The organism is Kitasatospora sp. NPDC041917, from assembly GCF_055589745.1.
Genome location: NZ_JBVJBI010000040.1, coordinates 1 through 21773, shown reverse-complemented (window position 1 = coordinate 21773; position 21773 = coordinate 1). Strand labels below are relative to the sequence as shown.

Sequence of the window (21773 nt, the reverse complement as noted above, 5' to 3'; positions counted from 1 at the left end):
GGGGTCAGCCCACCGGCCAGGTGTGCACCGGCTCCCCGCCGCGCATGTGTTCGGCGTAGCGCCTGGTCATCGCCGCGAGCGCGGCCGGCCGGTCCATCCCGTACTGCTCGCGCAGCCGGTGGAAGGTCGCGACCTGCCAGGACGCGCCGTTGGCGCGGCGCAGGCAGCGCTGCTCGATGATGCCCAGGTAGCGGTCCCGGTCGGCGGGCTCCACGCCCCACTCGTCGAGGCCCTGGTGGGCCATCGGCAGCAGCTCGTTCAGCACCAGGTCGACGGCGGACACGGTCTGCAGCCCGCCGCCGCGCCCGGCCCGCCCGGAGCGCGGCCACTGGAACACCGCGTCGATGCCGTACCGGGCGCCCTGCTGGAAGTTCTCGTCCGCCCGTTCGAACGGGAGCCGGGTCCAGATCGGCCGGGGCTGCTCGGCGAGCACCCGCACCAGCCCGTAGTAGAAGGCGGCGTTGGCCAGGGTGTCGGCCACCGTGGGCCCGGCCGGCAGGGCCCGGTTCTCCACCCGCAGGTGCGCCACCCCGCCCGCGATGTCGTAGACCGGGCGGTTCCAGCGGTAGATGGTGCCGTTGTGCAGCCGCATCTCGGCGAGCCTGGGCGCGCCGCCGGAGGCCAGCACCTTCAGCGGGTCCTCGTCGTCGCAGATCGGCAGCAGCGCGGGGAAGTACCGCAGGTTCTCCTCGAACAGGTCGTACGCCGAGTCCACCCAGCGCTCGCCGAACCAGGTGATGGGGCGCACGCCCTGCGCCTTGAGCTCCGCCGTCCGGGTGTCACAGGCCTGCTGGAAGAGCACCGGACGGGTCTCCCGCCACAGCTCCCGCCCGAACAGGAACGGCGAGTTGGCGCCGAGCGCGAGCTGCGGCCCGCAGATCGCCTGGGCCGCGTTCCACACCGAGGAGAACCGCTCCGGGGTCACCTGGAGGTGCAGCTGGAGCGAGGTGGCGGCGGCCTCGGCCACCATGGTGATCGACTCCAACTGGAGGCGCTCGACCCCCTCGATGTCCAGGGCGATGTCCTCGCCGCGGGCGGCCAGGATCTGGTCGCTGAGCAGGCTGTACCGCTGGTTGTGGCTCATCGCGTCGAGCCCGGTGTGGGCGTGTTCCAGGGTCGGCAGGATGCCCACCATGACGATCCGGGCGCCCGCCTCGGCCGCCCGCCGGTCGGCGTAGCGCAGCCCGGTGTCGATCTCCTCGCGCAGTTCCTCGAAGACGTGCCCGCAGAGCCGGTGCGGCGTGATGTTGACCTCGATGTTGAAGCGGCCCAGTTCGGTCTGGAAGTCGCTGGAGCCGATCGCGCTGAGCACCTGCGCGTTGTTCATGGCCGGCAGGCCCTGCTCGTCGGCCAGGTTGAGCTCGATCTCCAGGCCCATCACCGCCCGCGGCCGGTCGAAGCGGTCCTCGCGGAGCATCCGTCCGAGCGCTTCGAGACACGCGTGGAGCTTGCGCCGGTACAGGTGTCGGTCCGCCAGTTCCGCGCGAGTCGCCACGACCTTCTCGCCCACGGTCCCCTCCTCCAGAGCCACCCCGTCGAGCACCCGGTCGACCGACCGTGCAACCATCATGCCCACCTCGAAGATCGATACCCGAATGCGCCTACTGGCTTGCATTGCAAGGCATCTGACGGAAAATCAGACGAACTGTAGACTTGCCCGGCGCCACAGCCTGTGATAAACAGATCACCCTGTGCATCTGTTCGAATTGGTACAGCGCTCCGGCCGGTCCGCCTCGCCCCGAAGGCCCTCGTCGACGGCGGCGACCGCGCCGGCACCGCGATCCTGCACAACCGGACACTGCCGGGCCCCGTCACCGAAGACGCGTCGCCCGCCACGCCGGTATGCCGCACTCGCACGCCGATCTCGCTTGGAGAGGCGGACCCCGCCATGACTCTGCAACCCCCCCAGCCCCCGCCGAGCGCACTGCGCGCGGTCCTGGGCGCGCTCGACTCGGAGACCGCGCTGCGCCAGCCCGCCGCCGCAGCACTGCGTCATCCGACCGGCCCGCTGCTCCCCGCCCACCCCCTCGCGGTGCACGTCCTGACCGGCGGGCGCCCGGAGCTCCCGGCCGCCCGCCGCACCGGCTGGCGCTTCCTGATCAAGGACGGCGCCGAGGTGGCCGCCGCCGCCGAGGTGGTGCAGAGCGCCGAGGGCCACACCTTCTCCCACTTCACCGCGGGCCCCTACCTCGACTCGACGGTCCGGGCGCTGCGCGAGGCCTGGCAGCTCGCCCAGACCTCCCGGACCCGCCAACAGCCGCGGCTGCTGACCTTCCCCGGCCAGTACGCCACGGCGCTGTGGCTGCACAGCCCCGACGGCGACCCGGCCGCCGACCTGCTGATCCCGCTGGCCCCGGCCCCGCTCGGCGTCACCGCGCACCGCGCGTGCCCGGCCGCCGAACTGCTGCCACTGCTCGCCCGCGCCCCGCTCGCCAGGCCGCTGCTGCTCGGCTCCTCCTGACCCACCGACGCCCCCTCGGGCCGCCGGGCCCACCCGCCCGGCGGCCCGAGGCCGTACCCGCGCGCCCGCACGGCGCCCCGCGGTCCCCGGCCCTGCCGGCACACCCGCCCCCGCGGCTCCTCACCCGAACGGCGACCACCCGTCCGGGCCATCCGGCATGGCCTCATCGGGCCATACCCCGACTCACCCACTGGTGCGCCTTTTCCCGTCGGCCCCACCTGAACGGGTGATCTCTACCCGGGAGTTGTGGCGCATGTCACGAAATCCCTGCGCGCGGGTCCCGGGATGCCGACACTGGGAACCAGCGTGGAAGGACCCCCTGTCCTACCCACTTGAACGCCGGTCCACACTTGGCCGGCGTGCGGACAGGATCCGACCACCGCGGCGGTTCCGGACGGCACGGCCTCCGGCGACCGCACCACGGGGAGGATCGCAGAGCGAAGCGAGGGTACGCGTATGTGCCAGCACCGTCCTGAGTGCCCATCGGCCGAGTCCGAGGACCGCGAGGCGGCCGCGTCGGTGGCCCGCCATCCGGAGCAGGGCTGGAGCCTGCTCTGCAACGGCGTCGTCCTGTTCGAGGACACCGGAGAGCTGCTGCCCGACGGCCGGGTGATCGCCCCGCGCCGCCCCGTCGCCCACGCGGCCTGACCACCCGTCCGGCCGTACGGCGGGGGCAGCCGCCGACTCGACGGCACCACGGGCAGGGCCCCGGCGGAAACTCCGCCGGGGCCCTGTCGCGCGGGTCGGACCTCCGAGGGCCCGGTCCGGTCAGACGCCGTACTCGTCCAGCGGCGGGCAGGAGCAGACCAGGTTGCGGTCGCCGTAGGCGCCGTCGATCCGGCTCACCGGCGGCCAGTACTTGTCCGCCGGGTTCACGCCGGCCGGGAAGACCGCCTCCTGCCGCGAGTAGCCGTGCGCCCAGTCGCCGGCCAGCGTGGCGGCCGTGTGCGGGGCGTTGCGCAGCGGGTTGTCGTCGGCCGCCCACTCGCCCGAGCCGACCTTGTCGATCTCGGCCCGGATGGTGATCATCGCGTCGCAGAACCGGTCGATCTCGTACAGGTCCTCGGACTCGGTCGGCTCGATCATCAGCGTGCCGGCCACCGGGAAGGACATCGTCGGCGCGTGGAAGCCGTAGTCGATCAGGCGCTTGGCGATGTCGTCCACCGTCACGCCCGTCTCCTTGGTCAGCGGGCGCAGGTCGATGATGCACTCGTGCGCGACCAGCCCGCCCGGGCCGGTGTAGAGCACCGGGAAGTGCGGCGCCAGGCGCTTGGCGATGTAGTTGGCGTTCAGCACCGCGACCTGGGTCGCGCGCTTGAGGCCCTCGCCGCCCATCAGCCGGACGTACGCCCAGGAGATCGGCAGGATGGCCGCCGAGCCCCACGGCGCGGCCGAGATCGGGCCCACGCCGGTGGCCGGGCCGGCCTCCGCCTGCAGCGGGTGGTTCGGCAGGTACGGCGCCAGGTGGGCGCGCACCGCGACCGGGCCGACGCCCGGGCCGCCGCCGCCGTGCGGGATGCAGAAGGTCTTGTGCAGGTTCAGGTGGGAGACGTCCGCGCCGAACTTGCCCGGCTTGGCGAGGCCGACCAGGGCGTTCAGGTTGGCGCCGTCCACGTACACCTGGCCGCCGGCCTCGTGCACCAGGGCGCAGATGTCGGTGATCTGGGTCTCGTACACGCCGTGGGTGGACGGGTAGGTGACCATCAGCACCGACAGGTTGTCGCGGTGCTGCTCGATCTTGGCCTTCAGGTCCTCGACGTCCACGTCGCCGTCGACCAGGGTCTTCACCACGACCACCCGCATGCCGGCCATCACGGCGGAGGCCGCGTTGGTGCCGTGCGCGGAGGACGGGATCAGGCAGACGTCGCGCTGGGTGTCACCGTTGGCGTGGTGGTAGGCGCGGACGGCCAGCAGGCCGGCCAGCTCGCCCTGCGAGCCGGCGTTCGGCTGGATCGAGACGGCGTCGTAGCCGGTGACCTCGACCAGCTGCTGCTCCAGCTGGCGGATCAGGGTGAGGTAGCCCTGGGCCTGGTCGATCGGCGCGAAGGGGTGCAGCTGGCCGAACTCCGGCCAGGTCACCGCCTCCATCTCGGTGGTCGCGTTGAGCTTCATGGTGCAGGAGCCCAGCGGGATCATGCCGCGGTCCAGCGCGTAGTCCCGGTCCGACAGGCGGCGCAGGTAGCGCAGCATGGCGGTCTCCGAGCGGTGGCTGTGGAAGACCGGGTGGGTCAGGTACTCGTCCTCGCGCAGCAGCGCGGCGGGCAGCGCGTCGGCGGTCTCGGGGACCTCGACCGGCTCGACGCCGAACGCGGCCCAGACGCCGGCCAGGTGCTCGCGGGTGGTGGTCTCGTCGGTGGAGACGGAGATCCGGTCCGCGCCGTCCTGGAACAGGTTGATGCCGTTGGCACGGGCGGCGGCGGCGATCTCGGCCGCGCGGCCCGGGACGACGGCGGTGACGGTGTCGAAGAACTCGCCGTGCAGCAGCTCGACGCCGCCGGCCCGCAGGCCCTCGGCGAGGGCGGCGGCGTAGCGGTGGGTGCGGCGGGCGATGTCGGCCAGGCCGTCGGGGCCGTGGTAGACGGCGTACATCGAGGCCATCACGGCGAGCAGCACCTGGGCGGTGCAGATGTTGCTGGTGGCCTTCTCGCGGCGGATGTGCTGCTCGCGGGTCTGCAGCGCCAGGCGGTAGGCGCGGTTGCCGTCGACGTCGACGGAGACGCCGACCAGGCGGCCGGGCAGCGAGCGGGCGTACTCGGCGCGCACCGACAGGTAGCCGGCGTGCGGGCCGCCGAAGCCCATCGGCACGCCGAAGCGCTGCGAGGTGCCGCAGGCGATGTCGGCGCCCAGCGAGCCCGGGGACTTGAGCAGGGTCAGCGCGAGCAGGTCGGCGGCGACGGCGACGATCGCGCCCAGGCCGTGCGCCTGCTCGATCACCGGGGTGAGGTCGCGGACCACGCCGGTGGCACCCGGGTACTGGAGCAGCACGCCGAAGACGCCGCGCTCGGCGATCTCGGCCGGGATGCCCTCGGACAGGTCGGCGACGACGACCTCGACGCCGGTCGGCACGGCGCGGGTGTTGATCACCGCGACGGTCTGCGGCAGGGTCTCGGCGTCGACCAGGAAGACGCCGCCCTTGACCTTGGTGACCCGGCGGGCCAGCGCCATCGCCTCGGCGGCCGCGGTGCCCTCGTCCAGCAGGGAGGAGCCGGAGGTCGGCAGGCCGGTCAGGTCGGAGACCAGGGTCTGGAAGTTCAGCAGCGCCTCCAGGCGCCCCTGCGAGATCTCCGGCTGGTACGGGGTGTAGGCGGTGTACCAGGCCGGGTTCTCCATGACGTTACGCAGGATCACCGGCGGGGTGAAGGTGCCGTAGTAGCCCAGGCCGATCATCGGCTGGAGCACCTGGTTGCGGCCGGCCAGCTCGCGCAGTTCGGCGAGGACCTGGGCCTCGGACCGGCCCGCGGGCAGGTCCAGGGCGGTGATGGAGCGGATCGCCTCGGGCACCGCGGTCCCGGCGAGCTCGTCCAGCGAGCCGTAGCCGACGGACGCCAGCATCTTCTCCTGCGCGGCGGCGTCGGGGCCGATGTGGCGGTTCTCGAAGGGGCTGGCCAGCTCAAGCTCGGTGAGGGTCGAGGCGCCGGTGGGGCGTCCCGCGTTCGGCTGGGCGTTCATGGTGGTCGAGGCCTCCTGGTCACGGACCGGCGGGGGTACGCACGCCGGCCGGCTCCACCGCTGCGGGCAGCGGACGAGCCTGGGCGCGCGGACCCGACAGGCCTCCCCCTCTGTCATCGGGACCTGAGAGCTTCACCCGCACGGAGCGCTGTGGGCGCTCCGCCGGCTTGCACCGTCGGTGAGGGTGGTGATCGCCGGCTTCCGTGCCGACGCTCCTGCCCTGCTTTCCAGAGTGACCTACCCCACACGGTACGGATGCCTGAGAGATTCCGGGGAGGAGTTGCTCCTTCGGCGCTCCGACCAGCGGTTTTCGTGATCGGAGACTCTCCCGAGCGGGCTCTGCGGTCGCCGCCCAGGGTACCAGCGGGAGGCCCCCCGATCACGGGTGTGTCTGGTCACTGGAGGTCTACGCGCGTCCCCCGGACGGTCCAGCGCCGACCCCGGACGGCGCACCCGGGGTCGCGCTCGTCCGATTCATGGCTTTTGGTGTGAAGTGGCGGACGGAATCGGGTGCTCCGGCCGCCTTCCTGCGGGAGTTCCGCAGGTTCAGCGCGCGGGAGGAAAGAAGTGCAGACGGACATCGACCCCCGGGACCTCATCGGCCACAAAGCCGTCGACCGCAACGGAGACAAGATCGGCACGGTCGACGAGGTCTACCTGGACGACGCCACCGGCCGGCCCGAGTGGGCCGCGGTCCGGACCGGCATCTTCGGCCGGGACGCCTTCGTCCCGCTGACCACGAGCGAGTTCGCCGGCGACGAGCTCCGGGTGCCGTACGACAAGTCGCTGGTGAAGGAGTCGCCGGACTTCGGCGTCGGCCAGCACCTGTCCCCCGCCCAGGAACTCCAGCTCTACCGCTACTACGGGCTCGACACCCCGATGGACAGCCGCCCGAACGGCGAGAACGGGAGCCGGCCCAGGCAGCCCGACCTCGACTTCGGCACCACGGCGGCGGCCGCCGCCACGACGACCGCGGCGGCCCCGGCCAAGTCGCTCACCTTCCACACCCCCGAGCGGTCACCCGAGCACTCCCCCGAACCCCCACCGGCCAGGACCCCCGCTGCCGCCGACACCACCAGGAGCGCCCCGGAGGCCGACATGCGGACCCTCAGCACCCCCGCGGCCCCCACGGCCTCCCCGCCGGCCGAGCCCGGCTTCGCCGCACCCGCCGCACCCGCCGCCACCACCGCCTCCACCGCCCCTGTCGTGGAGCCGAAGCCGCAGCCCGCCGCCACGCCCGTCCCCACGCTTGCCCCGATGGCCACCACCACCGCGGCCGCGACCGTCACCGCCGCCGCGAACGCCGACGCCTCCTCGTCCGCCCCCAGCAGCCCGGTCGAGGTCACCTGCCGCGAGGAGCGACTGGAGATCACCACCGAGTGGCACACCCTCGGTACCGCGAAGCTGCGCAAGTACGTGACGACCGAACAGGTGGAGCGCCGCATCCCGGTGGTCCGCGAGCGCGTCCGGGTCGAGCGGACGCCGATCAGCGACGCCGAACGCGCCACGCTCACCGAGAAGGAGATCTCCGAGGCCGTCGAGGAGGTGACCCTCCGCGAGGAACGCGCGGTGGTGCGCAAGTACCTCGCCCCCGTCGAGCGGGTCCGCCTGATCGTCGAGCGGTACACGACCGAGGAGGTGGTCCGGGAGGAACTCCGCCGCGAGAACGTCGAGGTCCACGACGCCACCGCCACCCGGCCCACCGCCTCGGCCACCCCCGCCCCTTCCTCCGCCCCGCCCTCCAGCGCGTCCCCCGACGTGGCCCGTGACATGGCCCACGAGGCGCCCCGGCCGGCCGGCCTGCGGCCGCTCGTCTGACCGCGGGGGCAACGCCCCGCGACCAGGGCCCCGGACACCGTCCGGGGCCCTGGTCGCGCGCCCGACCGGGCGCCCGACCGCCCTTGTCGCGTACCCGACCGTTCGTCTTTGCCAAAGCTTAACCACTCGATATTTGACACTCTGAAGTATCTCCCTGCATGGTTACTTCAGTTCATTCACTATGTACGGGAGGAAGCAACCGTGAGTGAGGCACCACAGCCCACCACCGCGGCCGAGAAGCAGAGCAGCGCCCGGGTCCTGCCGGCCCTCATCCTGGCGATGCTGTCGTTCAGCGTGGTGCAGACCGCGGTCGTCCCGATCCTGCCCTCGCTGGCCAAGGAACTGAGCGTCTCCGCCTCCAGCATCACCTGGCTGATGACCGCCAACCTGCTCTCCGCAGCCGTGCTGACTCCCCTCCTGGGCCGCTTCGGCGACCTCCGGGGCCGCAAGCCGATGCTGCTGATCTCGCTGGCCGGCCTGGTCGCCGGTTCGGCGCTGGCGGTCAGCACCCACTCCTTCACCTGGCTGGTCGTCGCCCGTGTCCTCCAGGGCGCCGGCGGTGGCGTCCTGCCGCTGGCGATCAGCATCGTCCGGGACGAGCTGCCCAAGCGGAAGGTGACCGGCGGCGTCGCCGCCATCAGCGCCTCGATGGGCGTCGGCTCCGGCCTCGGCCTGGTCGCCACCGGCCTCCTGCTGGAGCACTGGGACTACAAGTCGATCTTCTGGATGGGCCTGGTCTTCGGCCTGATCGCGATCGCCCTGGTCGCCTTCCGCGTCCCGACCGACCCGGTCACCGACAAGGAGGGCGGCGCCGACCCGCTCGGCGCCCTCACCCTGGCCGGCTGGCTCTCCGCGCTGCTGGTCGCGGTCAGCCAGGGCAACCACTGGGGCTGGACCTCCACCAAGACGCTCGGCCTGTTCGCCGTCGCCGCCGTGGTCGCCCTGGTCTGGGGGATCATCGAGACCAAGGTCGCGCACCCGCTCGTGGACATGAAGATGATGGCCCGTCCGGCCGTCGCCTTCACCAACGTGGCCGGCCTGCTCATCGGCTTCGGCATGTACGGCTCCTTCATGGTCATCAGCAACTTCGCCCAGACCCCGGAGAAGCTGACCCACTACGGCTTCACCGCCAGCGTGCTGCACGCCGGCCTCCTGCTGCTGCCGTCCGCGATCGGCTCGATGGTCGCCGCCCCGGTCGGCGCCCTGCTGATCGCCCGTCGCGGCCCGCGTCTGCCGCTGGTCCTCGGTGGCGTCCTCGGCGCCGTCGCGATGGCCTACCTGGCCGTGCGCCACGGGCACGAGGGCGACATCTACACCGCCTCGGCGATCTTCGGTCTCGGCGTCGGCCTCGCCTTCGCCGCGATGCCGGCCTACATCAACGGCGCCGTCCCGGTCGAGCAGAGCGGCATCGCCAACGGCATGAACTCCGTGCTGCGCACGGTCGGTGGCGCGATCGGCACCGCTGTCATGGCCGCCATCCTGACCGGCGACACCATGAAGCTGCCGCCGCAGATCCCGCTCTCGCTGCCCACCCTGGACGCCTACAAGCATGCGTTCTGGACCGCGGCCGTCATCTGCGCCGTCGCCGGCGTCGTCCCGTTCCTGATCCGCGGCGGCACCGCGGCCGCCACCGCGACGGTCGCCGGCGGCGCGGCCCAGCAGGACTCCAGCCCCGAGCTGGTCAAGACCGACGCCTGACAGGGCGTCCGGCCCCCGCGCTCAGGGACAGGGCGCGGGGCCCGGCCTCCGTACGTCGCGAGGGCATCACGAACGTACGGGGTCCGGCACGGTGATCGGCCCCACCCGGTACTCCCCCACCGGGTGGGGCCGCTTCGCGTTTCAGGCGCCCTCCGCCGGACCGCCGCCCTCGTCCGGCGCTCCATCCGCCCCCTCGTCCCGGCGCAGCGGCAGCGGCCGGGAGGGTTCGAGCGCCGGGTCGTCCACCGCGAAGGTCCGCACCCGCCCGCGCTCGCTCCACGGCGTCTCGAACCGTACGGTGACCCTCCCGACGCCGCTGCCCTGCACCCAGCCCGGTCCGTACTCCGCGTGCCGGACGTCCTGCCCGGGCATCCAGCGCCGCACCACGACGGCCTCCGGCTCCTCCGCGGCCTCCTCGGTCTCGGCCGCCGCCTCCGCGTGCTCCGCGGCCTCCTCCCGCAGCGCCTGGGCGAACAGGTCCTCCTGGGTGTAGTCGGCGAGTTGGGCGACACCCACGCCGAGCAGCCGGACCCCGCCGGTGATGTCGACCTGCTCGGCCAGCCGGCGCGCGGTCGCGGTGATCACCGTCTCGTCGTCGGTGGGCCCGCCCAGCGTCTCCGAGCGGGTCAGCGTCGAGAAGTCGAACCGCCGGACCTTGAGCACGACCGTCCGTCCGGAGCGCCCGGCCGCCCGCAGCCGCCGCACGCACCGCCCGGCCAGCGCCTCCACCTCGCGCAGCACCCGCTCCCGGTCGGCCAGGTCCACCTCGTAGGTGTCCTCCACCGACACGGACTTGGCGTCCTGGTCGGCGATCACCGGCCGTTCGTCCAGCCCCGTGGACATCTGGAAGATCCCCGCGCCGTGCGCCCGCCCGACCAGCTGCACCAGCTCCGCCTCCCCCGCCTCCGCGAGGTCGGCCACCGTGTTCAGCCCGGCCCGGCGCAGCACCTGCTCGGTGGCCGGCCCGATCCCGGGCAGCGCCCGCACCGGCATCGGGCCGAGCACGGCCCGCTCCTGCCCGGGCTCGACCATCACCAGCCCGTCCGGTTTGGCCTGCTCGGAGGCGATCTTGGCCATCAGCTTGGACCCGGCCGCCCCGACCGATCCGGTCAGCCCGGTCAGCCGCTGGATGTCCGCCCGCAGGTCCTCCGCCAGCGCCAGCACCAGCCGCTCGCCGGTCTCGTGGTCCGCCTCCAGCAGCGCCGGTCCGTACGGACCGGCCTCCAGGTCCACGAAGGCCTCGTCCAGGCTGAGCGGCTGCACCAGCGGGGAGAGCTGCCGCAGCAGCCCCATCACGATCTCGCTGTTCTGCCGGTAGGCCTCGAACCGCCCCGACAGGAAGGCGGCGTTGGGGCAGAGCCGGCGCGCCTGCGCCATCGGCATCGCCGAGTGCACCCCGAACCTGCGCGCCTCGTACGAGGCCGTGGAGACCACCCCGCGTCCGCCGAGCCCGCCGACGACCACCGGCTTGCCGCGCAGGCTCGGCTTGGCCGCCTGCTCCACCGCCGCGAAGAAGGCGTCCATGTCGAGGTGGATGATGCTCGGCAGAGATCGCACCCGCCGATCATCGCGTACGGGTCCGACAGTGCGTGCGAACCCGGCCGGACGGCCCGCGCCCGGGGGCTACCGCTTCGCCGCCTCCGCCAGCGCCTTCGGGATGCCGTCCTCCTGGGGCCCCAGGAACAGCGGGTCCGGCCGCAGCCAGGCGTTGGCCGCCGCCTTGCCCGCCCCGGCGACCTCCCGCAGCCCGCCGTACAGCCAGGTCGCGTCGTGCAGCTCCGGCACCCCGACGGCGTAGGAGCGGATGCCCGCCGCCTCGCACAGGGCCAGCGCGCGGCGGACGTGGAAGTCCTGGCTGACCAGCACCGCGTGGTCCACCCCGAAGATCCGGCGCGCCCGGGTGCAGGAGTCCCAGGTGTCGAAGCCCGCGTAGTCGCGGACCACCCGGTCCTCGGGCACCCCGTGCTGGGTCAGGTAGGTGTACATCGCGTCGGGCTCGTCGTACTCGACCCGCCCGTTGTCCCCGGTCACCAGGATCGCCTGCACCTTCCCCTCCCGGTACAGGTCCACCGCCGCGACCAGCCGGTGCTCCAGGTACGCGGAGGGCTTGCCCTGGTACAGCCCGGCGCCGAAGACCACGGCGACCGGCGCGGAAGGTGCGCTCTCCACCGTGCCCACCCGGTCCCCGGCGGCGAACCACACCCAGGCGCTCGGCGCCAGCGCGAGCGAGCAGAGCACCGTTCCGGCCTGGAACACCCTCCGCTGCGTCCGCCGCTGCCGCAGCCGCGTCCTCAGCAGCCCGGCCCTGCGCCGCAGCAGCCCCGATATCCCGGTGCCGACCTCCACGTGCCCTCCCTCGATCCCGTCAACCAGGCAACACGACGAGGCCGCGGGTCCGAACGGTTCCCCGTCCGGGCCCGCGGCCCCGTCGAACGCCTGCTCAGACCGCCCGGTTGCGCCGCTGGGCCAGCTCGTCGGCCGGGTCGTGCCCGACCAGGGTCTCGCCGGTGTCGGTGCGCTCGGCGTGCAGCCGGCCGAGGGTGAGTTCCAGCTCCCGCCAGACCGCTCCCACCGCGATGCCGAAGACTCCTTGACCGCCCTTCAGCAGGTCCACCACCTGCTGCGGCGTGGTGCACTCGTACACCGTCGCGCCGTCGCACATCAGCGTCAGCCCGGCCAGGTCGGCCTGGTCGGCGGCCTGGAGGTGGGCGACCGCCACCCGGATGTTCTGCAGCGAGACACCCGCGTCGAGCAGCCGCTTCACGATCTTCAGCAGCAGGATGTCGCGGAAGCTGTAGAGCCGCTGGCTGGTCGACGGGTACGCGGTGCGGACGCTGGGCTCCAGCAGTCCGGTGCGGGCCCAGTAGTCCAGCTGGCGGTAGGTGATGCCGGCCGCCGCGCAGGCCGTCGGGCCGCGGAAGCCGAGCAGGTCGGACGTCGGGGCCAGCCGCTCGATGGCCGGCTGGCCCGGTTGTACGGCCGGGAACCTGCCCATCCGGGGGAGATCCGTGACGGTGCGAGCGGTGCGCGGCATGTGCACGGCGCACCGGCCTCCTGCGGCCGCGTCATCGCCGGTGCTGCTCATGCCTGCCTCCGTCCACTTGTGCTGCGGGCAACCCGACTGCGGGCATCGGCCACCCGGACAGCCACTCCTGACGGTAGGCAGTCCCCTATGACCCGTCAACGATCGCCACGCCGGGTCAGACAAACCACATCACTCAGGAGAGTGGTTTTTCGTGCCCCTAGTGTGGGTAGATGGACGGATTTTGGCAAAACGGTCGGCCACACGGCCGCACGGCCGGTCCCCGCTACTGCGGACCGCTGCCCCCGAAGTCCTCGGGCGACACCTGGTCGAGGAACTCGCGGAACTTCTCGACCTCGTCCTCCTGCTCGTCCGGGATCGCGATGCCCGCCTCGGCGAGCACCTCCTCGCTCCCGTAGATCGGTGTGCCGGTGCGCAGCGCCAGCGCTATGGCGTCGGACGGCCGGGCGCTCACCTCGACCCCGCCGGAGAACACCAGCTCGGCGTAGAACACGCCCTCCCGCAGGTCGGTGATCCGCACCTCGGTGAGCTGCTGGCCGAGCGCCTCCAGGACGTCCTTGAAGAGGTCGTGCGTCAACGGGCGCACCGGCGTCATGCCCTGCTGGGCGAAGGCGATCGCGGTCGCCTCGCCGGGGCCGATCCAGATCGGCAGGTAGCGATCTCCCCCGACCTCCCGCAGCAGCACGATCGGCTGGTTGGAAGGCATCTCCACTCGGACACCCACGACGTCGAGCTCATTCACACACGCAACCCTATGGCTCCGCTCCCGGATATGAAAGCGCAGAGCCGACGCCGCTGGTCAGCGCGGTGCAGCCGGTGCCGCCGAAATACCACGGCCGCTATCCGCGGGACCGCAGACCGGCCTGGACCATCGCCGCGTGCAGCCGCACCGACAGGGTCGCGAGTTCCCGGGCGGTGGCCTCCGCGTGCGCCCTGGTCTGCGGGTTCCGGTGCCGGCGCAGCGGCGCCACCACCTGCTCCACCAGCGCGATCTCGCGGTCCGCCGCGGCCTTCATGGCGCGCAGGTGCCGGGGCTCCAGGCCGTACCGGCCGAGCTCCGCGACCAGTCGGGCCACCTGGAGCGCCTCGCCGTCGTAGCCGCCGTCCGGGCCCGCGGCGACCAGCCCGTAGGACTCCCACTCGGCCAGCTCGGGTTCCCCCGCCTCGGCCGCCGCGAGCAGCTCGGCACGCCCCAGCCGGACGCCGGAGGGCACCTCGCCGGCGGCCACCAGCTCCCGGTCCGCCTCCTCCAGCGGCCCGGGCCGGGTGTCGGCGGCGGAGGGCAGCGCGGGAGGGTTCTCGCCGCGCTCGATCGCGTCCAGGTGCTCCCGGATCACCCGCAGCGGCAGGTAGTGGTCCCGCTGCATGCGCAGGACGTAGGCCAACCGCTCGACGTCGGCCGGGCTGAACTTGCGGTACCCCGAAGGCGTGCGCTGCGGCTCGACCAGCCCCTCCGCCTCCAGGAAGCGGATCTTGGAGATGGTGACCTCGGGGAAGTCGTCGCGCAGGAAGGCCAGCACCGCGCCGATGCTCAGCAGTTCGTCACCGCCGCGCCGCCGCCCGGCGGGCCGCTCGCTCCGGAGCGGCTGCCGCGGGCCCGCGACCACCCCGCGCCCGCCGCGGTCCGCCTGCGGACCGGACGGGATGGGGGTGGCCGCCCCGAGAGAAGAGGAAGGGGTATTCGTATTCACTCGGGCTCCTGCCGACGTCGCTTTCAGTACCCCCGGTTGTGGCCGGCGAAGAACACCAGCCGGTACTTCCCGATCTGCACCTCGTCGCCGTTGTTCAGCGACACCTCGTCGATCCGCTCCCGGTTCACGTAGGTGCCGTTGAGGCTGCCCACGTCCGCGACGCTGAAGCCGGCCGGGGTGCGGCGGAACTCCACGTGGCGGCGCGAGACCGTGACGTCGTCCAGGAAGATGTCACCCTGCGGGTGACGACCCGCCGTGGTGATGTCCGAGTCCAGCAGGAAGCGGCTGCCGGAGTTCGGACCGCGCTGCACGATCAGCAGGGCCGAGCCCGGCGGCAGCGCGTCGATCGCCGACAGCACCTCGGCCGACAGGGCCGGCGTGGCGCCGGTGCCGGTCGTGGTGGTGGGGTCGTACGACTCCAGGCCGGAGATGGAGATGGTCGACGTGGTCTCCGCCGCCCCCTCCGGGAGCAGGCCGCCGCGCAGCGCCGTGCCGCAGTTGGAACAGAACCGGGCCGAGGCCGGGTTCTGGTTGCCGCACCTGGGGCACGGAGTGGGGCCAGCCATGTTCACAGCCTCCTGGCGCGGCACACCCGACGGGTTGTGCCCGGCGTACGGATCCGGGGCAAACCCTCCACCAGAGGTTGAGGGTCCTGACGGGAAACCTATGCGCGGCTCACCGGAGGGGTCAACCGACGCGCCGTAGCCCGCCGGATTCCCCGCGTACTGGGCGGCGCCGCCGTCCCGGTACAGCTGCTGACCTGCGTACGGCGCGGCCTCGGGGGCCGGACGCATGCCCGGCACTGCGGGCTCGTCCTCCGGTCGGCGGTGACGCGCGGTGGGCGCCTCGACGGCGGCCGCGTCACGGCCCTTGTTGCGACCGAACAACTTCGAGAAGAAACTCACGGGCGAATCCCCTTGCGTGTGACAGACCCGCCCGCGGGGCAGGGTGAGAACCTCGGACATGCTGCGAGCCCGGTCGTTGCGGCTCGGGATCGCCGGAGCGGTACTCCGGCGGTCGGTACTGCGGTTGTTGCTCCGGAGCGTACTGGTGCGAACCAGTCTCGCCCATGCGACGGCGGCGTCCCCCGGCGGGTGCCGCCCGCACTTGACGGGCCGTTCGTCGGGCGCCCCGTCACTTCGGAGCCGGCTTGGCGTACTGCGGCGACTTCGGGTCCACGAGGGCGTCGACGACCACCTTCTGCTGCTGGGCGATCGTCGCCCGCGCCTGGTGGCTCTCCAGCGTGCGGACGACACCTCCCGGGATGTTCAGCGCGGGTGTCAGATCCTGCGGGTTCCCCACGACCGTGAAGCGGTAGGGCTGCGAGACCTTCTTCCCGTCGATCTGCACTCCACCGCCCGACAGGTCGGTGAAGTAGGTGTTGACCACCACGCGCACGTCGTTGATCTGAATCGCCTCCGCCCCCGCCGCTCGAAGTTCTTGCAGGGTGTCCAGCAGCATATCTGCCTTCACCTGCCCTTGGGGATCATCGACCGTGAGTACGATGCCCGGACCAGTGGCTTTGACGGTACCGGCGAGCACACCGAGCTCCGTCACCTTCTTCCTGGTCTGCTCCTGGGCCTCCTTGGCCTGGTTGGAGCTGTTCTCCAACTTCGCCAGGGACTGCTCCAGCTCCGCCTTCTCCTGCTGGAGACGCTGCTGACGGCTGTCCAGTTCGTCGAGGATCCGCACCAGGTCCTCCTGGCGGGCCCCGCGCAGCTGGCTGTGGTGGTCGTTGGTCGACCGCACCTGGATCGCCAGCCCCAGGCCGAGCGAGAACAGCAGCAGCGCCACCACCAGCTGGCCGCGCGACAGCCGCGGCGGCCAGAGCGCCGCCTTCAGTCGCCGCCGGCCGGTGTTCCGGTCCGATGCGGGCTCGGGCTCGGGCGCCGCTTCCGGCTCGGCCTCGGGCTCGGCCTCGGGCTCGGCCTCGGGCTCGGCGCCAGGCGCGGGTACCGGCTCGGACTTCGCCTCGGCGACGGGCCCGGCCTTCGCCTCCGGCGTCGTGCCGGCTGTCATCCCGGCCACGGGTGCCGGCCCGACGACCTTCGTGAGCCGCAGCGTCGGCTCGGGCGCCGGATCGGCCTCAAGCTCAGCCTTAGCGTCAGACTTCTCCTCTTGGGCCTCCTCGGCGGCGGTCCCCGCGGCCGAGGAGGCGGCCACGGCCGGGTCCTCCGGGCCTTCCGGGCCGGACTCCCCGTCCGCCTCCGGCCCGGGGGTGCCCACGGCCTTCTCGGCGGGCTTCACAGCCGCCTTGACACCGACGACCTCCCGAGGTTCCCCGCCCGGCTTCCCGGCGGCCGGACCGACCCCCGCCGCCTCCGGCCCCTCCGCCACCGCCTCCTCGCGGCGCGGCTCAGGCACGGAAGACATGGCGCCGGATCGCGGCCGCGTTGGAGAAGATGCGGATGCCGAGGACGACGACCACACCGGTGGACAGCTGCGAGCCGACCCCCAGCTGGTCACCAAGGAAGACGATCAGTGCCGCGACCACCACGTTCGACAGGAACGAGACGATGAACACCTTGTCGTTGAAGATCCCGTCGAGCATCGCCCGGACACCGCCGAACACGGCGTCCAGCGCCGCCACCACCGCGATCGGCAGGTAGGGCACGACGGCGTCCGGCACCTCGGGTTGGACGAAGAGGCCGACGACCACCCCGATCACAAGACCCAGTACGGCAATCACGGTCTGGCTGCTCCTGTCCCTGTCGTGGTCTTGGTGGGTCCGGTCGACGGACGCCGCTTGGTGGTGGGAGTGCCGCCGGGCCCGGCCGACGAGGCCGATGCGGAAGACGGGGCCGATGGTGAGACGGGCGCGGCGGGGCTCTCCTGGGTTCCGGATCCGGTCGGCGGCGTACCGCCCGGAGTCGTCGGGGAGGCCGCGGGCGAGGTCTCGGGCGTCACCGGCTGCGCGGTCCGCAGCGTCACCCCCACCGCCGCCGGCAGCGTCAGGTTCTTCTGCACGGAGAGCGTCGACTTGATGCCGTACTGCTCCTGGAGCAGCCGCAGGTACTGCCCGGCCATGTCCTTCTCGAAGGCGGTGAGGAGCTTCGAGCCGTCCCCGACCGCCTGGATGCTGTACGGCGGCACCAGCGGCCGGTTGTCCACCAGCACCGCCTCGCCGGCGGCCCGGATCGCGGACAGCGCGGTCAGCCGCTGGCCGTTGATCGCGATCGCCTCGGCCCCGGATCCCCAGAGGCCGTTCACCACCAACTGCAGGTCACGGTCCCGCAGCCGTCCGCTGTTGGAGAAGCCCTGCCCGGCCCGCGGGTCGACGTTGCCGCCGGCGCCCGTGCCCGTGGCGTCCTCCAGGACCAGCTTCAGGCCCGGCCCGGCGACCGGGCCGAGGCCCACCGCCCCGCTCAGCCCGCCGGGATCGCCGTCCCCCGAGGCGAGCGCCTGCTGCTGGGTGCTGTCGACCTTGAGCCGCAGCTCCTGCACCTGCTTCTGCAACTGGTCGGCCGAGGTGTTGCTGTCGTTGATCCGGTGGATCAGCGCGTCCCGCTCCTTGGCCAGCGACGGCTCGGCCTTGTGGGCGTTCACGGCGCCCACCGTCACCACCCCGCCGACCAGCGCCAGCCCGGCGCCGAGCGTGAGCAGCCCCTGCCAGGTGCCGGGTATCCGGCTGTCGCGGGCTCCGCCGCGCGCGGCGGCCGCCTCCGCATAGCCCTCGTCGAGGCTGTGGTCCATCACATTGGTCAGCAAGGACATCGAGGCGTCCGGACGGTTGTACCGTCCGTTCGGGGCACTCGGTGTCGGCGTCGCTGGCATGGAGACCATCGTCCCACGCCGCCGACGGGCCCCGTGCACGGCCCCTGAGCTGCACACACGCTGCACACATGACGGAAAGTGACGGATTGCTCCGAACAGTGTGAAAACGGACAGCGGGGCGCACGAATCACAGCGTGCGCCCCGCCGTTTCGAGGCAGTTCCGAGCCTCAGGCAGTGCTCAACCCCGGACGCTCACCGCCCCGCTCCGTCGACCACGGCAGCCCACTCGTCCAGCAGCGCCTCGGTGGCCTCGTCATCCGGGCCCTCCGCCCACAGGTGGGTGACCGCCTCGGCCGGGTCCGGCAGCACCAGCGTCCACCGCCCGTCGGCCTCGACCACCCGGACGCCGTCGGTGGTGTCCAGTCGACGGCTGCCGGCCGCCTCCACCACCGAGCGCATGACCATGCCCTTGGCCGCCCACGGCGTCGCGATGTCCCGGCGCCGGATGTGCGCCTGCGGAATCCGCGCGTCGATCTGGCTCAGCGTGAGCTGGGTCCGCGCCACCAGGCCGACCAGCCGGACGAACGCCGCGGCGCCGTCCAGCACCCCGCTGAACTCGGGCACCACGAAACCGCCGCGCCCGTCCCCGCCGAACACCGTGCCCTCGGCGGAGGCCGCCTTCGCGAGGTCGTCCGGCGTCGTCGTGGTCCAGATGACCTGGGTGCCGTGGTACGCCGCGACCTGCTCGGCGATCCGGGTCGTGGTCACCGGAAGTGCCACCTGTCCGCTGCGCCGCTCGGCCGCGACCAGGTCCAGCAGCACCAGCAGCGCCCGGTCGTCGTCGATCACCCGGCCGAGCTCGTCCACGAACGCGACGCGCTCGCCCACCGGGTCGAACCGGACGCCGAAGGCCGCCCGCGAGGAGGCGACCAGCTCGCCCAGCCTGGCCAGCCCGGCCCTGCGCTCCTCCGCGTCCTCCGTCGGCCTGGCCTCGTCCAGCCCGGTGGAGACGGTCAGCGCCTCCACCCCGAGCCGGCCGAGGATGCTCGGCAGGACCAGGCCCGCGCTGCCGTGCGCGGTGTCCACGACCACCTTCAGCCCGGCCTCCCGGACCCCGGTGGTGTCCACCGTCCGCAGCAGGTTGCCCGCGTAGGAGTCGAAGACGCTGGAGGGGAAGGTCAGGTCCCCGATCTCCCCCGGGAACGCCCGCCGGTACTCCTGACGTGCGTAGACCCGGTCCAACTTGCGCTGGCCCGCCTGCGAGAGGTCCGCCCCGCGCTCGTCGAAGAAGAGGATGTCCAACGAGTCCGGCACACCCGGCGTGGTCCGCAGGAAGATCCCGCCGGCGCTCCCCCGGGCCGTGTGCTGCCGGGCCACCGGCATGGGCACGTTCTCCAGGTCGCGGACGTCGATCGCGGAGGTCTGGAGCCCCGAGATCATCGCCCGTTTGAGCGCACGCGCACCACGCGAGTGGTCACGCGCGATGGTGACGGTGGCGCCCTTCTTCAGCGTCGTCGCGTACGCCCCCGCCAGCCGCACGGCCAGCTCCGGGGTGATCTCGACGTTCAGGATGCCCGAAACGCCGCGCACCCCGAACAGGTGCTCCTGACCGCGCGACTCCCAGATCACCGAGGTGTTGACGACGGCGCCGGCCTCGATGGTCTTGAACGGGTAGACCCGGACGTTCGCCCCGATGATCGACTCCTCGCCGACCAGGCATTCGTCCCCGATCACCGCGCCGTCCTCGATCCGCGCGGCCCGCATCACATCGGTGTTCTTGCCGACCACGCAGCCCCGCAGGTTGCTCTGCGGCCCGACGTAGACGTTGTCGTGCACCACCGCCCTGTGCAGGAACGCGCCGCGCTTGACGACCACGTTGCTGCCCAGCACGGTGTGCTCGCGGATCTCCACCCCGGCCTCGACCTTGGCGTAGTCCCCGATGTACAGCGGCCCGCGCAGCACCGCGTCCGGATCCACCTCGGCGCCCTCGGCGACCCAGACGCCCGGGGAGATCTCGAATCCGTCCAGCTCGACGTCGACCTTCCCCTCCAGGACGTCGGCCTGGGCCTTGCCGTAGCTCTCGTGGGTGCCCACGTCCTCCCAGTAGCCCTCGGCGACGTAGCCGTAGACCCGCTTGCCCTCCTTCAACAGCTGTGGGAAGACGTCACTCGACCAGTCGACGGACTCACCCGCCGCCACGTAGTCGAAGACCTCGGGCTCCATCACGTAGATGCCGGTGTTCACCGTGTCGGAGAAGACCTGCCCCCAGGTCGGCTTCTCCAGGAAACGCTCGACCCTCCCCTCGTCGTCCGTGATCGTGATGCCGAACTCCAGTGGATTCGGCACTCTCGTGAGACAGACGGTGACCAGAGCGTTCTTGCTGCGGTGAAAGTCGATCAATTCCGAGAGATCGAAGTCGGTCAGCGCGTCACCGGAGATCACCAGAAAGGAATCGTCCTTGAGCGCGTCCTCGGCGTTCTTGACACTCCCCGCAGTGCCCAGTGGCGTCTCCTCGTGGGCATAGGTCAGATGCATGCCCAGCTCTTCGCCGTCACCGAAATAGTTCTTGACCAGCGACGCCAGGAACTGCACGGTGACGACGGTGTCGGAGAGGCCGTGCCGCTTCAGCAGCCGAAGCACGTGCTCCATGATCGGCCTATTGGCGACCGGAAGCAGCGGCTTCGGCATGCTGGAGGTCATCGGGCGGAGTCGGGTGCCCTCGCCCCCTGCCATTACAACGGCTTTCATTACGGGTGCGTCCTCCTTCGCGGTGGTGGACCAACAGGTCCATCAAAGCGTTCCAGAAGGTTCTCTACCCGGAAGGTATCGTCCGACGCACCGATGAGGCGTGGGGCTTCTCTCAGATCACGTCTCAGACTGTGGACGCGGAGCCCGCGGTGCTCGCCCGGACGATCCGCCGCGCCTGAACCGCGTAAAGAATCGCGGCCCACCAGTACAGCGTCGTCCCCCACCAGATGAACCCCCAGCTCACCACCTCGGCCGGCCGGGCGATCCAGCTGTCCACGCTGCCGAGCAGCAGAAGCGGAAAGGCGTACATCAGATTGAAGGTCGCCGCCTTGCCCAGGAAACTCACCTGGAGCGGTCCGTAGCCGTGCCGGTTCAGAATCGGCAGCAGCGCGGCGATGAATACCTCACGGGCCAACAGGATCGCGGTGAGCCACCACGGCAGAATCTCACGCCAGGTCAATCCGACCAGCGTGGACAGCACATAGAGCCGGTCGGCCAGCGGATCGAGCAGCTGCCCCACCCGGCTGATCTGCCCCCACCGCCGGGCGAGCTTCCCGTCCAGGTAGTCGCTGATCCCGCTCAGCATCAGGATCAACAGCGCCCAACCGTCATTGTTGGGCCCGTCGAACACCGGCCACAGAATGAGCCAGAGAAAGAGCGGAACACCGACCAGCCGGCCCATGCTCAGCATGTTGGGGATGGTGAGGACGCGATCGGTCTGGACCCGCGTCTCCTGGACCTCCACCCGGGGGCCTCCTGTCCCGTGCTACGACAATTGCATGTTGACCCTACAACAGAGAAGCCCCCGACCGGTTCACCCGGCGGGGGCTTCTCTAGAATAATTGTTCGGCGGCGTCCTACTCTCCCACAGGGTCCCCCCTGCAGTACCATCGGCGCTGTAAGGCTTAGCTTCCGGGTTCGGAATGTAACC

The 21773-nt window shown here is 71.9% G+C and carries 17 protein-coding genes, 1 rRNA gene, 1 pseudogene and 2 riboswitches; of the genes and pseudogenes, 5 read left to right on the top strand and 14 right to left on the bottom strand.

The genetic code is table 11. The features are described from left to right. Window positions 1-4: 4 nt before the first annotated feature. Window positions 5-1510 (bottom strand): glutamate-cysteine ligase family protein, encoded by a 1506-nt coding sequence (locus tag ACZ6EM_RS32720; protein ID WP_401045569.1) that lies wholly within the window; start codon window positions 1508-1510, stop codon window positions 5-7. Between the two features lie 378 nt (window positions 1511-1888). Here ACZ6EM_RS32720 and ACZ6EM_RS32715 point away from each other — a divergent pair, with 378 nt between their 5' ends. Beyond that, complete coding sequence (locus ACZ6EM_RS32715) at window positions 1889-2461, top strand: hypothetical protein (RefSeq protein ID WP_401045563.1); 573 nt, start codon at window positions 1889-1891, stop codon at window positions 2459-2461. Between the two features lie 456 nt (window positions 2462-2917). Next, window positions 2918-3109, top strand: a complete 192-nt coding sequence (locus ACZ6EM_RS32710) for a DUF5999 family protein (RefSeq protein ID WP_188300053.1) — start codon at window positions 2918-2920, stop codon at window positions 3107-3109. 120 nt (window positions 3110-3229) lie between these two features. Here ACZ6EM_RS32710 and gcvP read toward each other — a convergent pair whose 3' ends face one another. Continuing rightward, complete coding sequence (gcvP, locus tag ACZ6EM_RS32705; protein ID WP_380352369.1) at window positions 3230-6130, bottom strand: aminomethyl-transferring glycine dehydrogenase; 2901 nt, start codon at window positions 6128-6130, stop codon at window positions 3230-3232. A gap of 103 nt (window positions 6131-6233) precedes the next feature. Further along, window positions 6234-6366, bottom strand: a riboswitch (glycine riboswitch). A gap of 1 nt (window position 6367) precedes the next feature. Then, window positions 6368-6471, bottom strand: a riboswitch (glycine riboswitch). Between the two features lie 226 nt (window positions 6472-6697). On the opposite strand from gcvP, the pseudogene ACZ6EM_RS32700 reads away from it, so the two are divergent. From ACZ6EM_RS32700 to ACZ6EM_RS32690, 3 genes and pseudogenes are all read left to right on the top strand, one after another. After that, window positions 6698-7081, top strand: a pseudogene (locus ACZ6EM_RS32700) (PRC-barrel domain-containing protein); the annotation flags it as partial. Between the two features lie 147 nt (window positions 7082-7228). Beyond that, entirely contained in the window at window positions 7229-7948 is a 720-nt protein-coding gene (locus ACZ6EM_RS32695; protein ID WP_465773973.1) for a DUF2382 domain-containing protein, read from the top strand. A gap of 201 nt (window positions 7949-8149) precedes the next feature. Then, complete coding sequence (locus ACZ6EM_RS32690; protein WP_465773958.1) at window positions 8150-9646, top strand: MFS transporter; 1497 nt, start codon at window positions 8150-8152, stop codon at window positions 9644-9646. 141 nt (window positions 9647-9787) lie between these two features. On the opposite strand, the gene ACZ6EM_RS32685 is transcribed toward ACZ6EM_RS32690, so the two are convergent. The 12 genes from ACZ6EM_RS32685 to rrf all read right to left on the bottom strand — a co-directional run. Then, on the bottom strand, window positions 9788-11203 hold the full coding sequence (locus ACZ6EM_RS32685; protein WP_380548855.1) for a DNA polymerase IV: 1416 nt from the start codon (window positions 11201-11203) through the stop codon (window positions 9788-9790). A gap of 66 nt (window positions 11204-11269) precedes the next feature. Further along, entirely contained in the window at window positions 11270-11992 is a 723-nt protein-coding gene (locus tag ACZ6EM_RS32680; RefSeq protein ID WP_465773957.1) for a SanA/YdcF family protein, read from the bottom strand. Window positions 11993-12086: 94 nt separating this feature from the next. After that, window positions 12087-12731, bottom strand: coding sequence for a MerR family transcriptional regulator (locus tag ACZ6EM_RS32675; RefSeq protein WP_401046369.1), 645 nt, complete (start codon window positions 12729-12731; stop codon window positions 12087-12089). Between the two features lie 223 nt (window positions 12732-12954). Continuing rightward, on the bottom strand, window positions 12955-13431 hold the full coding sequence (locus tag ACZ6EM_RS32670) for a bifunctional nuclease family protein (protein ID WP_224276619.1): 477 nt from the start codon (window positions 13429-13431) through the stop codon (window positions 12955-12957). Between the two features lie 97 nt (window positions 13432-13528). Then, window positions 13529-14224 (bottom strand): transcriptional regulator FtsR, encoded by a 696-nt coding sequence (gene ftsR / locus ACZ6EM_RS32665; protein WP_359915026.1) that lies wholly within the window; start codon window positions 14222-14224, stop codon window positions 13529-13531. 179 nt (window positions 14225-14403) lie between these two features. After that, the gene (locus ACZ6EM_RS32660; RefSeq protein WP_359915009.1) at window positions 14404-15285 is read right to left on the bottom strand and encodes an FHA domain-containing protein; all 882 of its coding nucleotides are present in this window, start codon (window positions 15283-15285) and stop codon (window positions 14404-14406) included. 229 nt (window positions 15286-15514) lie between these two features. Then, entirely contained in the window at window positions 15515-16627 is a 1113-nt protein-coding gene (locus ACZ6EM_RS32655; RefSeq protein ID WP_465773956.1) for a DUF881 domain-containing protein, read from the bottom strand. 109 nt (window positions 16628-16736) lie between these two features. Next, complete coding sequence (locus tag ACZ6EM_RS32650) at window positions 16737-17069, bottom strand: small basic family protein (protein ID WP_030062488.1); 333 nt, start codon at window positions 17067-17069, stop codon at window positions 16737-16739. Continuing rightward, window positions 17066-18154: a DUF881 domain-containing protein gene (locus ACZ6EM_RS32645; protein ID WP_465773955.1), complete on the bottom strand. Its 1089-nt coding sequence runs from the start codon at window positions 18152-18154 to the stop codon at window positions 17066-17068. Before ACZ6EM_RS32645 ends, ACZ6EM_RS32650 begins: the two co-directional genes overlap by 4 nt. Before the next feature lie 192 nt (window positions 18155-18346). Then, entirely contained in the window at window positions 18347-20842 is a 2496-nt protein-coding gene (locus ACZ6EM_RS32640) for a sugar phosphate nucleotidyltransferase (protein WP_401046365.1), read from the bottom strand. Between the two features lie 124 nt (window positions 20843-20966). After that, window positions 20967-21587 (bottom strand): CDP-alcohol phosphatidyltransferase family protein, encoded by a 621-nt coding sequence (locus tag ACZ6EM_RS32635; protein WP_465773954.1) that lies wholly within the window; start codon window positions 21585-21587, stop codon window positions 20967-20969. Window positions 21588-21686: 99 nt separating this feature from the next. Further along, window positions 21687-21773: ribosomal RNA gene (gene rrf, locus ACZ6EM_RS32630) — 5S ribosomal RNA — on the bottom strand; the annotation flags it as partial.